The following is a 13,155-nucleotide window of genomic DNA, read 5'->3' as shown; positions in this document are numbered from 1 at the left end:
CACCTCCGGAAATTACAGTTCCGAAAAGATTGCCAATATGCTGACTTATATTCAAGTCGACACCATGAAAATCATGGGAAAAGTTTTTTGTATTCATATTGTTATGAATGATTCTCATAATATTAACCGGACACTACTGATTTAACTTCTTTACGAATGGACCTGAATTTTTAAAATTATCTCATGTTTTGAAATAAAATGGAAGGGATTTATTTGCTATATTCTGTGAGGTTCAAGGATGACCTTGATCGAGTCCTTTGCCCCTGCAACAAGCTGAAAGCCTAATTGTCCTTCATCAAATGTCAGCCGGTGAGTAACCATATCGTTGAGGACCACTCTCTTGTTCTTTAGCATATTGATAGCGGCTTCGAGGTCAACCGGCGCCGCTCCGTATGAGGTCATTAAAGTTATCTCATTGCGCCACATGTCGTTCATCGGCACGGGGACTTTGATCTCAGGTTCGGGCACTGCGAAAAATAGACCGGTGCCTCCGCTGTCAATGCAATTCAAGGCAGTGGTTGACGCGGACAGCACGCCCGCGCAGACAATTACAAGGTCTGCAAGCCTGTTGCCGTTTAGTTTTAGAAGGCTTTCACGAACATCGTCTTTTGCATTTATCACCGCGTCAGCGCCAAAACGCTCCGCGGCCTTCAAACGGTAGTCCGTGATGTCAGAGGCAATGATCCGTCCAGCACCGAGAGCGCGGGCAAGCGCGATATGTATGAGCCCTGAAATGCCGCTGCCGATGACCAGCACCGTCTGTCCGGGTCTTAACCGCGCCAGCCTCTGTCCCCGGAATACACAGGCAAGAGGTTCGATGAATGTGCCTTCTTCATAAGACATTTCATCGGGAAGAATATAAACGCCGCGGTCAACATTGATTTGCGGCACTCTCAAATATTCGGCAAAGCCGCCAGGATCGTAGTTTGTCCTGTGCAATGTTTCACAGGCGGTGTGAGAGCCTTTGAGGCAGTAATAACATTTATTGCACGGCACATGATGAGAGACAAAGACCCTGTCGCCATTTTTATAATTTTTAACGCCGTCTCCAACCTCGACGATCTCGCCGGTGATCTCATGTCCAAGGACTCGCGGGGCCTTTTTGATCCGGTACCATTCCATGACATCGCTTCCGCAAATACCGCTTGCCATGACCTTCACCAGAAGTTCCCCCGCGCCGATCTTTGGAACCGGCATCTCCTCAACCCGTACATCCTTATTGTTGTAGTACATTAATACACGCATCGTCTTTTTCTACGTAGTCAGTAGTCAGTAGTCAGTAGTCAGGGGGGAAAGGGTTGGCATGCACTTCCCCGTGACTACCGGCTACTAACTACCAACTACTTGTTTTACTGCCGGCTACCTGCTGCTTTTCTTGTTCTTCTCCTCGTTAAATATCTCTTGCGCCTCTTTTGGAGTGGCTTTTTTGTGAATTATGGAATGCAGCGCCCTTGCCATTGCAACAGGATGGGCATGCTGCCAGACGTTCCTTCCGAGATTGACGCCGATGGCGCCCTTCTGCATTCCGTCATAGACGAAATCAAAAACCTGGAGCTCGGTCTCGCATTTCGGCCCGCCTGCAATGACCACCGGGACAGGACAGCCGTTTGTGATTTTATCAAAATTCTCGCACCAGTATGTCTTCACGACCTTTGCGCCAAGTTCGGCCGCAATGCGGCAGCAAAGCGACAGATAACGCGCGTCACGTTTTTCAAGCTCTTTGCCGACAGCGGTGACCGCCATGACCGGAATGCCGTATCTCTCGCACTCATTTACGAGGTTTGCAAGATTCATCAGGGTCTGATGCTCGTATTCGCTGCCCACGAAGATGGACAAGCCGACTGCCGAGACATTCAGCCTGATAGCTTCTTCTATTGAAGTTGTAATGCTTTCATTGGCAAGGTCTTTGCCGATAACGCTGGAGCCGCCCGATACGCGCAGGATGACCGGCAGGCTGTTATCAGGGTCAATGCAGGAGCGCAAAACTCCCCTGGTAACAAACAGCGCGTCACTGAAACGGGTGATCGACTTGATCGTCTCCCCCGGCTTTTCAAGCTTTGATGTGGGACCAAGAAAATATCCATGGTCGATCGGCATAAAAAAACAGTGCCCGTCCGGCTTAATGATCTGCGCCAAACGGTTTCTCATTCCCCAATCCATAGTTGATCCTCCTCTGTTATTTATTGATGACATCTATAAATAAGGTTCATTGTGAATATACGATATTAAGAAGTTGAGAAGTTGGGAAGTTAAGAAGACGAAAGAAATAGTAATCGTTGTCTTTTCTCAACTTCATAGCCTCTAATCTTCATAGCTTCTATTTCTTCTCTCTCGCCTTCAGCACTTCTTCCTTGACCTGCAAAGTCTGATCGAGCATCATGACGTATTTAATGTATCTGACGCCGAAAAGCATAAGCTCTACCTCATCAGTTCTGATCTTCTCCACGGTTTCCTTATCGATATCAAAAACGTCCAGGAACCTGCTTTCAAAGATAAACTTTCTGAAGGCGTCCATATTATAGCTTGCCATGTAAAACTGGGTCTGTTTCTTCGGATCAAGCTCCGCCTGCCCAAGCAGGTTTCTCCGCAGCTGCAGCGCCTTCCAGTCCCTGTTCATCTTATCGTAAAGGTCCACTCCCTGGTCCTCTCTCCACGACGCTATGGTCCATTCCTTTTTTTCGTGGTACCCGTAACAATGCTCCTCCCTGACAAAAAAATAAAACTCCTCGTCAAAAGGCTTGCCGTCTTTGTCCGCCTTCTTCAGGGTCCCCTGGCCTATCGGATAGTAGCGGCAATTGGCGGGACGGTCGGTGTAGACCGTGCAGCCCTCGGGCGTGACAAAAGGGCATTTCTTCTCAGGGTCGTCATTCATCTTCAGCGACGCATAGGGGTGAGAGGTCTGTTTGTCGATATTCATGACCGTATGACGTAAAAGAAATTCGTCGGAAGACAGCCCCAGCCTGTTCTTCAGGCGGATGACGTCATAAGGCGTTAAAAGAATATTTATATTACTGCAGCACCTTGTGAAACATTTTATCCCCTTATGGCATCTGAACTTGAACTTTGAATTAAGCGACAGGTGTGTAGTCTCTACGGCGTCCATTTTACTCATTTTAATTCTCCTTGAAGTTAAGCGAAATAGTTTTTGCTATCGCGTGATGAAGGAAACTGTTATAGCAAGAAACGTTCAATTATAACAATACCGGCACATTTAAATCCAAAATATTTATTCCGGCAATTTCCCTTAATTGACAAGTAAGTTAGACACTCCTTATAATTTAAAGTCTGTTTAAGAGAAGGTCACTGAAATGAAGATTAACGTTTCCGGTATTCCCGAAGAAGGCCTGCAGCAGGAAATAGACCTGCCGGTAGTCATTAATGACAGCAAGAAGCCGAATACAGCTCACGTTTTTATTAAAGCTGTAAAATTCGACACAAGGGTTTTGATCGAAGGCTCGGTAAAGGTCACGGCGGAATTCAAGTGTAGCCGCTGTCTGAAAGAATATTCGTTGCCGCTGGCCCTTTCCTTTAAGGAGGAATATGTCCCCGCTGAAGAGGTGGGAAAAGAGAAGAATGAACTGGAATTGACCAACGATGAATTGGATGTAAGCTTTTACCGCGATGATGAGATAGACATGGAGGAGTTGATCAAGGAACAGATTCTTCTTGCCGTTCCCATGAAACCTCTGTGCGGCGATGAATGCCGGGGCTTATGCCCTGGATGCGGGATAAATTTAAACGAAGGAGCATGCGCCTGCGGGAAAAAGGAAATTGACCCGAGGCTCGCTCCTCTTGAAAAATTCAAAGAATTGCTAAAAACACGAAAGGAGTAAAAAATGCCAAATCCAAAATCACGACATTGTAAAGCCAGAAGAGACAAAAGACGCGCAAACTGGAAGATACAGTTGACAAGCGTCTCAATTTGTCCTGAGTGTCAGGAGCCGAAACTCCCGCACAGAGTATGCATGAGCTGCGGGACTTATAACGGCAAAAAGATACTCGAAGTTGTTGAAAAAGAAACCGTATGAGAATAGCCTTAGACGCAATGGGAGGCGATTACGCCCCGGCCACGACTGTGGAAGGCGCAATTGAGGCGCTCCTTGAGAATAAAGATATGTCCGTCATTCTCGTGGGGGACGAGGCGGAGATATCTTTGGAGCTTAAGAGCCGGAACTACAGCGGCCTTCCTATAAGCATCAAACACGCCTCTCAGACAGTCGAAATGGATGAGTCCCCACTTACCGCGTTAAGACGCAAGAAAGACTCTTCATTAAGGGTAGCCATAAACCTCGTGAAATCCAATGACGCTGACGCCATGGTCAGCGCCGGCAATTCCGGTGTGGTAATGGCTACGGCGCTTCATGTCCTTGGAAATATACCGGGCATTGAACGTCCCGCGATAGCCGCGGTGATGCCGACATTGAAAGGGAAATTCATCCTCATAGACGCAGGGGCCAATGTGGATTGCAAACCAGTCCATCTCTATCAGTTCGCGATAATGGGAGAGGCCTATTCACGGTATATTTTTAATATTGACAACCCCAGGATCGGACTGCTCGGAATAGGCGAGGAAGACGCAAAGGGCAATGAACTCACAAGGGAGACCTTTAAATTATTAAAAAATTCACGCGTTAATTTTACCGGCAATGTTGAAGGAAAAGATATATTTGCGGGCGAGGCGGACGTAGTGGTGTGTGACGGCTTTGTGGGCAATATCGCCCTTAAGATCAGCGAAGGCCTGGCAGAGGCAATGGCAAAGATGTTAAAGAGAGAGATTTCCGCGAAGGCCGCGGGCAGGCTCGGCTACCTGTTTTTTAAAGGCGCGCTCAAGAATTTCAAGAAGAAGACTGATTATTCGGAATACGGCGGCGCTCCTCTGCTTGGCATTAATAAACCGTGCATAATCAGTCACGGCCGCTCCACATCAAAGGCAATTAAGAACGCATTAAAGGTGGCGGGTGACCTCCACAGCAAAGGCGTTCTTAACGTCATATCAGATGAATTCAGCAAGGAACTGTCAAAGGGGGAAACAGTTGCCTTTAAAGAGTAGAATAACCGGGACAGGCTCATACGCCCCTGAGAGGGTGCTTACCAATTTCGACCTCGAAAGAAAAGTGGACACCTCCGACGAATGGATCACCGGGAGGACCGGGATAAAAGAGCGGAGGATCGCAAAGGGGTCCGAAGCAACTTCCGACCTGTGCCTTGAGGCATCAAAGAACGCCCTGAAGGCGGCTGATGTCGACCCCTCGGAGATCGATTTGATCATAGTCGCAACGATGAGCGGCGACATGCCGATGCCTTCAACCGCCTCTTTGCTGCAGAAAAAACTCGGGGCCAAAAATGCAGGGGCCTTTGATCTCAACGCTGCCTGCAGCGGCTTTTTGTACGGCCTGTCTGTCGCGGACAATTTTATAAGAGGCGGCTCCGTTAAAAAAGTATTGCTTGTCGGCGCGGAGGTCATGTCAAAATTCATTGACTGGCACGACAGGACTACCTGTGTGTTATTCGGAGACGGGGCGGGAGCGGTGGTGCTTGAGCCGGCAAGGGGGCAGCACGGGATACTCTCGACACATCTTTATTCTGACGGGAACATGTGGGATTTTATTTGTCTGCCCGGAGGCGGCTCTTTAAATCCTCCTTCCGCAAAAACCATAAAAGAAAAAATGCATTTTGTTAAGATGAAAGGCAACGAGACCTTCAAGGTCGCGGTTAGGACGCTTGAAAGGCTCGTTATTGATACATTGAAAAAGAACAAGATAAAGCCCTCCGAGCTTGCGATGCTGATACCGCACCAGGCAAATCTCAGGATAATTCAGGCGACTGCGGAGAGGCTGAAGCTGCCGATGAGCAAGGTCGCCGTCAATCTGGACAGGTACGGCAATACATCAAGCGCCTCAATTCCCATAGCCCTTGATGAAGTCGTGAGGGCCGGCAGGATAAAAAAGGATGATTATATTCTCCTTGAGGCCTTCGGAGCGGGGCTGACCTGGGCCTCGGCGTTGATCAAATGGTGATTATTTTTGCCACGAATATACACGAATATACACGAATAAAAAAATACTTCTTTATTAGTGAACATTCGTGTTCATTCGTGGCTTATAATTAAGGAGGAGTAATGGATTATTTTCTTACAGAAGACCAGGCAATGATAAGGGACCTCGCGCGGGAGATCGCCGAGGATAAAGTAATGCCGTGCAGGGCGGAGCTTGATGAAAAAGAGGAATTCCCCTGGGAAATCATGAACACCCTCGCGCAGTCCGACTTTTTCGGGATTTACATCCCTGAGGAATACGGGGGATTAGGCATGGGCGGCTTTGAGCTGACACTGGCCATAGAGGAATTAAGCAGGGCCTGCCTCGGCGTCTCAACTTCCTTTGCTGCAAATGCGCTTGGCACCTACCCTATTCTTCTTTATTCGTCAGAGGAGCAGAAAAAGAAATATCTCCCTGACATTGCTTCAGGAAAGAGGCTTGTCGCGTTCGCGCTCACGGAGGCAAACGCGGGCAGCGACGCCGCGGGAGTGCAGACGACTGCAAAACTTGAAGGCAATGAATATGTTTTAAACGGCACGAAACAATGGATAACCAACGGCGGCGAGGCGGAGATTTATACAATAATCGCGATGACCGATAAGACTAAAGGAGCAAGAGGCGCCTCGGCGTTTATAGTTGAAAAAGGCACGCCGGGATTCACCTTCGGCAAGAAAGAGAACAAACTCGGGATAAGGGCGTCCTCGACAAGAGAGCTTGTATTTGAAAACTGCCGCATCCCGAAGGAGAACCTTATTTCAAAGGAAGGAATGGGTTTTATCGTGGCGATGAAGACGCTTGATAAATCAAGGACGGGCGTAGGCGCTCAGGGAGTAGGCGTTGCGCAGGGCGCGTTTGAGGCCGCTGCAAATTTCGCAAGAGAACGACATCAGTTCGGTCAGCCCGTTATAAGTTTCCAGGCAGTGCAGCATATGCTTGCGGACATGGCCACGCAGATCGAGGCCGCAAGGTCGTTAGTGTACGCAGTGGCGAAATACATTGACAGCGGCGCAAAGGATGTGTCAAAAGAATCGGCCATGGCAAAGGTATTTGCCACGGACGTTGCAATGAAGGTCACTGTTGACGCCGTGCAGGTGATGGGCGGGTCAGGGTACATGAAAGAATACCCGGTCGAGAAGATGATGCGCGACGCAAAGATCCTGCAGATCTATGAGGGCACAAACCAGATACAGAGAAACGTCATCGGGCAGGCGCTCATAAAAGAAACGGCTAAGAAGAAATAGGAGGTATGCTATGAACGCAGACTGGAAGGAGCTTGAAAATGTGCGTAAGAAATGCGAGGAGCTTGACAGCGAGCTGAGCACATTTTTTAAATCATTAAAAGAGATCAGGGACATCAGGGACTCGGTCTCAGAGCTTCCTGAGAAATTAAAACAGACTGAGACTGAGATGGAAAATCAAAAAAAGGAAATTGAGAATCTGATGTCCTCCACAAGCAATCTGCTGATAACCTTTGAGGAACAGGCAAAGGGTCTGTTCTTCGACCTGGAAAAGAAGACCGAAAATCTCGCCGGTGAAGTGAAGACCAGCATATCCGATCTCAAGAATATCTTTGAACTGAACAACACCCGTGTCAACAATGAGCAGAAGGAAAAACTTCAGCAGATCGCAGGCGCTTACGAACATATACGGTCTTCCTTTGAAGACATGGGAAAAGTAGTTGACTCTCACGGGCAATCGCTCAACGCTTTAAAAGATAATCACGCTGGAATTTTACAGATGTTTGAAAAGGTCGAGCCTGCCCTGAAAGAGATCCAGAGGTCCGTTACCGAACTGCAAAAAAGGCCGGATGAGGTCGAGAACAAGCTGAAGGCGATGGAGAACCAGTTAAGGGAAATATTTTTCACAAAGCTTGAAAAACAAAAACACATCATTCTGGCAATGCTGGTTGCTTTATTAGCAAGCATCATCTTTTTCATTTTTTATCCCAGGTAGACAACCGGTTTACCTATCCAAATCCAATATCGTATAATAGCAATCTGATTTTGGTAAGGGCGTGCAGTACGCCCTTGCCGCTTCTGTTTTTAACACAAAGCACGGAGGACAAATACAACGTGAACATCATTGTCTGCATAAAACAGGTGCCTGACACATCAGAGATCAGGATCAATCCTGAAACGAACACCCTCATGCGTGAAGGCGTTCCGAGCATCATCAACCCTTTTGATCTCAACGCAATTGAGGCGGGGCTGCAAATAAAGGAAAAGACCGGCGGCAAGGTGACTGTTCTGACCATGGGCCCTCCGCAGGCGGAAACCGCCCTCAGGGAAGCGATCTCCATGGGCGCTGATGAAGCTGTGCTTCTTTCGGACAGGGCCTTTGCCGGCTCCGATACCTGGGCGACATCTTATACGCTCGCGCAGGCGGTCAGGAAGCTCGGCGCTGATATTATTTTCTGCGGCAAGCAGGCGATTGACGGAGATACAGCGCAGGTCGGCCCGGAGACAGCGGAGTTTTTGGGCATACCGCATATTTCATATATCAGAAAAGTAGAAGAGATAAAAGATAATTACATCAGGGTCCAGCGTCTTATGGATGAAGGATATGATGTCGTTGAATCGTCACTTCCGGTTTTGCTGACAGTTGTCAAGGAATTGAACCAGCCGAGGATGCCTTCTTTAAAAGGGAAGATGGCCGCAAAAAAGGCGGAGATAAAAAAAATGGGCAAGGCTGAGATTGACGCCGATGAGAACAACCTCGGCTTGAAAGGTTCCCCGACACAGGTGAAAAATATCTTTGCCCCGCAAATAAAGGCTGAGAGGAAGCTGATCGAAGGCACACCGGAAGAACAGGTGAACGCGCTGATCGAAGAGATGAGGAAGATCAAATGCGTATAAGCCGGGGGCAAACGAAAGGGAATACAAAATGTCTATAGTTGTCAGAGTTGATAAATGCACAGGCTGTGAAACATGTCTTAACTCGTGTCCCTTTGACGCGATCGTAATGAAAGACGGTAAGGCTTTTATTAATGAATATTGCAATTACTGCAAGACCTGTATTGCAGTGTGCCCTGAAGGCGCAATTTATGAGACTGAAGAGCAAAGGGCAGAGGGCAAAGGGCAAAAGATAGAAGATTATAAAGATGTGATGGTATTTGCGGAACAGAGGGAAGGAAAAGCAGCCGCTGTTTCCTTTGAGTTACTCGGAGTCGGCAGGAGGCTTGCGGATGAACTCGGGACAAATCTTTTAGCAGTATTACTTGGAGCTGATGAATCAGAGGCAAAGGAGCTTATCAAGTGGGGAGCTGATAAAGTTTTTTTGTGCAATGACACCAGCCTTCTGAAATTCAACGATGATTCATACGCGGAAGCCCTCTCAAGAGTTATCAGTGAACAGAAGCCTTCGATTGTTCTTGCGGGGGCCACGCCGATAGGGAGATCATTTATCCCGCGCGTTGCCGCAAGACTCAGGACAGGTTTGACAGCTGATTGCACTTCATTAGAGATCGATAAAGAAACCAGGAATCTCCTTCAGGTTCGCCCGGCATTCGGCGGCAATATCATGGCGACAATCCTCTGCCCTGATTACAGGCCGCAGATGGCAACCGTCAGGCCGCGCGTAATGAAGAGAGGGACTTACAATGAAAATAAAACAGGCGAGATCATACACGTTCAGCCCGGCAATATGTCCTCAAGAACAAAAGTAGTTGAATCCGTGAAAGAGGTATCCGGGATCAGCGTTAACCTGCACGAGGCTGAGATCATTGTTGCCGGCGGCAGAGGAGCAGGCGGTGAAAAAGGCGTTAAAATGCTTGAGGAGCTTGCGCAGGCATTGGGAGGAGTTGTCGGCGCGTCAAGGGCCGCGGTTGACGAGGGCTGGATACCGTACAGCCATCAGGTCGGCCAGACGGGCAAGACTGTAAACCCGAAGATATATTTTGCCTGCGGGATCTCAGGAGCGGTGCAGCATCTTGTCGGCATGCAGTCATCCGACATTATTATCGCGATCAACAAAAATCCCGAAGCGCCTATTTTCAACGTGGCCACCTACGGCATAGTCGGCGATATGTTTGAGATCGTCCCGATGCTCATCAAAAAGATCAAAGAGATAAAAGGATTATAAAATGAAAATCGCCTTTGTGTTCCCGGGACAGGGTTCGCAGCATGTCGGGATGGGGAAGGATTTATACGACAATTTTGAAGAAGTCCGCAAGATTTACAAAGAAGCGTCAGACGCCCTCGGATACGATGTCGCGGAGCTTAGCTTTAACGGCCCTGATAGCGAACTAAATAAAACCTTCAGGACCCAGCCGTGTCTTCTGACCGCAAGTTATGCTGCATTCAAGATCATCTCCTTAAAAGGGTTAACTCCCTTTTGCGTGGCAGGACACAGCCTCGGTGAGTTTACCGCAGTGACTGCTGCCGGGGTTATTTCATTCACAGACGCGGTGAAAATTTCAGAAAAAAGAGGGCAGTACATGCAGGAGGCGGTGCCTGAGGGAAAAGGCTTGATGGCCGCGGTCATCGGACTTGATAGAGATGCAATTATTAAGGTGTGCAGCTCTGTGAATTCAGGTTACGCTGCTCCCGCAAATTATAATTGTCCCGGACAGATCGTGATCGCCGGGGAAAAGCCTGCCGTTGAAGAGGCGATCAAGCTCGCGGAAAGCGCGGGCGCCCGGAGGGCGATACCTCTTGCCGTATCAGCGCCTTCTCATTGCGCGCTCATGAAAGGCGCGTCTGAACGGCTTGCCGAATTGTTAAATAATACTCAGCTCCATGACCCTCAAATTCCTATAGTGAACAATGCTGATGCTGCTTTTTTAAAAGTCCAAAACGAAATTAAATCATCACTCGTGCGTCAGCTCAACCAGCCTCTCTTGTGGGAAGATTCTATAAAAGCTATGGTTGAAAGCGGCGTGGATACATTCGTTGAAGTGGGCCCCAAAAAAGTCCTCTCAGGGCTGATAAAGAGAATAGCCGGCAATGTGAAGATCCTAAATGTCGAAGACACTAAAAGTCTCAATGACACGTTGAGTTCAATCAATAAGTAACTCTGTCTTGAATCGATATCTTGACTTAATCAACGCCGCAGTCATGATTACTATATTTATTTTTTAATGGAATTCAACAACCCGCCTGCGAGGATTATTTCCTTCTGTCTTTCGGTCAGCCCGTGTTCTGCCTTGTACGTTTGACCTGAGCTGACATTTACAAAGGTGACCTCTGAGGACCCTCTCACGTCTTTTGCAAGGCCTGGGAATTCGATTTCTGAATCCTGGACGATAGAATCATAAACTTCAGCGGAAACGGTCAGAGGAAGTATGCCGAAATTTATCAGGTTGTCTTTGTGGATGCGCGCGAATGATTTCGCGAGCACTACTTTAATGCCGAGATACATCGGACCGAGCGCCGCGTGCTCCCTGCTTGAGCCCTGGCCGTAGTTGTTACCGCCAAGGACTATTCCGCCGCCTGCGGACTTTGCCCTTGCAGGGAAGGTTGAATCCACTTTTGAAAAAACAAATTCGGATATCGCCGGGATATTCGATCTCAATGGAAGGACCTTTGCGCCCGCAGGCATGATATCGTCGGTGGTTATGTTATCTCCAACTTTCAAGATCACCTTTGCTTTCAGTGATTCCTCAAGCGCGCCTCTCACCGGCAGGGGTTTAATGTTAGGGCCTCGTTCAACTGTCACCTTGTCAGGTTTCTTTGATGGCGGGATGATCATTGAGTCGTCTACAGCGAATGTTTTCGGCAGCGTGAATCTGAGCGGCTTTTTTATAACTTCACGCGGGTCGGTGATCTTTCCCGTGATCGCTGATACCGCCGCTGTCAATGGGCTGCACAAATAGACCTGATCATTTGCAGTGCCGCTTCTTCCGGGGAAATTCCTGTTGAATGTCCTGAGAGAGACCGCGCCTGTCGCAGGAGACTGTCCCATGCCGATGCAAGGGCCGCAGGCGCACTCAAGCACCCTCGCGCCTGCTGAGACAAGGTCTGATAAAGCGCCGTTGTCTGTGATCATCCTGAGCGCCTGACGCGAGCCGGGGCTTATGGCAAGGCTGACGTCAGGATGCACCTTGTTCTTTTTGAGTATCTTCGCAGCAAGCATGAGGTCCGCGTAAGAAGAATTAACGCAGCTCCCGATGCAAACCTGCCGCACCGGAGTTCCTTTAACGTCTTTCACGCGCTTAACATTGTCAGGGCTTGAGGGCAAGGCGATCACCGGCTCAAGTTTATCAAGCTCGATCACGACCTCTTCATCATATGCCGCATCAGCATCGGGTTTGAGCTCCGTCCAGTCCGCCCCTCGCTTCTGCGCCTTCAAGAACGCCTTTGTCTGTTCATCCGAAGGAAATACCGAGGACGTCGCCCCGAGTTCCGCTCCCATGTTTGTTATCGTCGCCCTTTCAGGGACAGTGAGATGTTTTAAACCTTCACCCGCGTATTCAATTACCTTTCCAACGCCGCCTTTTACCGTTAATCTCCTGAGCACCTCAAGGATGATGTCTTTCGCGGTTACTCCCGCCTTGCATCTCCCTTTCAGATTCACCCTGACAACCCTGGGCATCACCAGATAAAAAGGCTGCCCCGCCATTGCCAGTGCAACATTAAGCCCCCCTGCCCCGATTGCAAGCATCCCGACTGCGCCTGCATTCGGCGTATGACTGTCCGAGCCTAAAAGTGTCTGCCCCGGTTTTGCGAACCTCTCAAGGTGTACCTGATGGCAGATACCATTGCCGGGCTTTGAAAAGTAGATGCCGTATTTCGCGGCTATCGTCTGGAGAAAGCGATGGTCGTCAGCGTTTTCAAAACCTGTCTGAAGTGTATTGTGATCAACATAGCTTACCGAGAGTTTCGTCTTCACCTTCGGTATCCCCATCGCCTCAAACTCAAGATAAGCCATAGTGCCTGTCGCATCCTGAGTCAGCGTCTGGTCTATGGAAATGGCGATCTCTTCGCCGGGTTTCATATTGCCCGATACAAGATGTGATGAAATTAATTTCTGCGCAACGTTCATTGAATGATCTCCTTTGAAATTCTTATGAATTATGAATGAAACAAGAATTAATTTACGATTGCAACAGTAATTAAGTCAAGAAGCGGAAGCGAAAGTTCCATAGTGCAAAAGCGCAAAAATACAGAAGTCCTGCCTGACG

At 48.6% G+C, this 13,155-nt stretch carries 13 protein-coding genes; 9 read left to right on the top strand and 4 right to left on the bottom strand.

Annotated features, from left to right (window positions below):
- Positions 1 to 216: 216 nt before the first annotated feature.
- The 3 genes from HZB61_15000 to HZB61_14990 form a co-directional block, all read right to left on the bottom strand.
- Positions 217 to 1,245: an alcohol dehydrogenase catalytic domain-containing protein gene (locus tag HZB61_15000; protein ID MBI5057918.1), complete on the bottom strand. Its 1,029-nt coding sequence runs from the start codon at positions 1,243 to 1,245 to the stop codon at positions 217 to 219.
- Positions 1,246 to 1,359: 114 nt separating this feature from the next.
- Positions 1,360 to 2,160, bottom strand: coding sequence for a 3-hydroxy-5-phosphonooxypentane-2,4-dione thiolase (gene lsrF / locus HZB61_14995; GenBank protein MBI5057917.1), 801 nt, complete (start codon positions 2,158 to 2,160; stop codon positions 1,360 to 1,362).
- A gap of 157 nt (positions 2,161 to 2,317) precedes the next feature.
- Positions 2,318 to 3,112, bottom strand: a complete 795-nt coding sequence (locus HZB61_14990; protein MBI5057916.1) for a YkgJ family cysteine cluster protein — start codon at positions 3,110 to 3,112, stop codon at positions 2,318 to 2,320.
- A gap of 196 nt (positions 3,113 to 3,308) precedes the next feature.
- Here HZB61_14990 and HZB61_14985 point away from each other — a divergent pair, with 196 nt between their 5' ends.
- The 9 genes from HZB61_14985 to fabD all read left to right on the top strand — a co-directional run bounded on the left by HZB61_14985 (position 3,309) and on the right by fabD (position 11,046).
- Positions 3,309 to 3,833, top strand: a complete 525-nt coding sequence (locus HZB61_14985; protein MBI5057915.1) for a DUF177 domain-containing protein — start codon at positions 3,309 to 3,311, stop codon at positions 3,831 to 3,833.
- A 3-nt stretch (positions 3,834 to 3,836) separates the two neighbouring features.
- Positions 3,837 to 4,028 carry a 50S ribosomal protein L32 gene (rpmF, locus tag HZB61_14980; protein ID MBI5057914.1) on the top strand — a complete coding sequence of 64 codons (192 nt, stop codon included), beginning with the start codon at positions 3,837 to 3,839 and terminating at the stop codon, positions 4,026 to 4,028.
- On the top strand, positions 4,025 to 5,050 hold the full coding sequence (gene plsX / locus HZB61_14975) for a phosphate acyltransferase PlsX (protein ID MBI5057913.1): 1,026 nt from the start codon (positions 4,025 to 4,027) through the stop codon (positions 5,048 to 5,050). Before rpmF ends, plsX begins: the two co-directional genes overlap by 4 nt.
- Positions 4,998 to 6,017, top strand: a complete 1,020-nt coding sequence (locus HZB61_14970; protein MBI5057912.1) for a ketoacyl-ACP synthase III — start codon at positions 4,998 to 5,000, stop codon at positions 6,015 to 6,017. Before plsX ends, HZB61_14970 begins: the two co-directional genes overlap by 53 nt.
- A gap of 101 nt (positions 6,018 to 6,118) precedes the next feature.
- On the top strand, positions 6,119 to 7,276 hold the full coding sequence (locus HZB61_14965; protein MBI5057911.1) for an acyl-CoA dehydrogenase family protein: 1,158 nt from the start codon (positions 6,119 to 6,121) through the stop codon (positions 7,274 to 7,276).
- A 10-nt stretch (positions 7,277 to 7,286) separates the two neighbouring features.
- Positions 7,287 to 7,988, top strand: coding sequence for a hypothetical protein (locus HZB61_14960; protein ID MBI5057910.1), 702 nt, complete (start codon positions 7,287 to 7,289; stop codon positions 7,986 to 7,988).
- Positions 7,989 to 8,107: 119 nt separating this feature from the next.
- A complete protein-coding gene (locus tag HZB61_14955; protein ID MBI5057909.1) occupies positions 8,108 to 8,890 on the top strand; it encodes an electron transfer flavoprotein subunit beta/FixA family protein in 783 nt (260 codons plus the stop codon).
- A 28-nt stretch (positions 8,891 to 8,918) separates the two neighbouring features.
- Positions 8,919 to 10,115, top strand: a complete 1,197-nt coding sequence (locus tag HZB61_14950; protein ID MBI5057908.1) for a 4Fe-4S binding protein — start codon at positions 8,919 to 8,921, stop codon at positions 10,113 to 10,115.
- Position 10,116: 1 nt separating this feature from the next.
- A complete protein-coding gene (fabD, locus tag HZB61_14945; GenBank protein MBI5057907.1) occupies positions 10,117 to 11,046 on the top strand; it encodes an ACP S-malonyltransferase in 930 nt (309 codons plus the stop codon).
- Between the two features lie 56 nt (positions 11,047 to 11,102).
- Here fabD and HZB61_14940 read toward each other — a convergent pair whose 3' ends face one another.
- Positions 11,103 to 13,016 (bottom strand): aconitate hydratase, encoded by a 1,914-nt coding sequence (locus HZB61_14940; protein ID MBI5057906.1) that lies wholly within the window; start codon positions 13,014 to 13,016, stop codon positions 11,103 to 11,105.
- Positions 13,017 to 13,155 lie beyond the last annotated feature (139 nt).

It is taken from the genome of Nitrospirota bacterium (genome assembly GCA_016214845.1).
Classification (GTDB): Bacteria; Nitrospirota; Thermodesulfovibrionia; order UBA6902; family UBA6902; genus SURF-23.
This window is presented reverse-complemented; position numbering and strand designations above follow the sequence as displayed.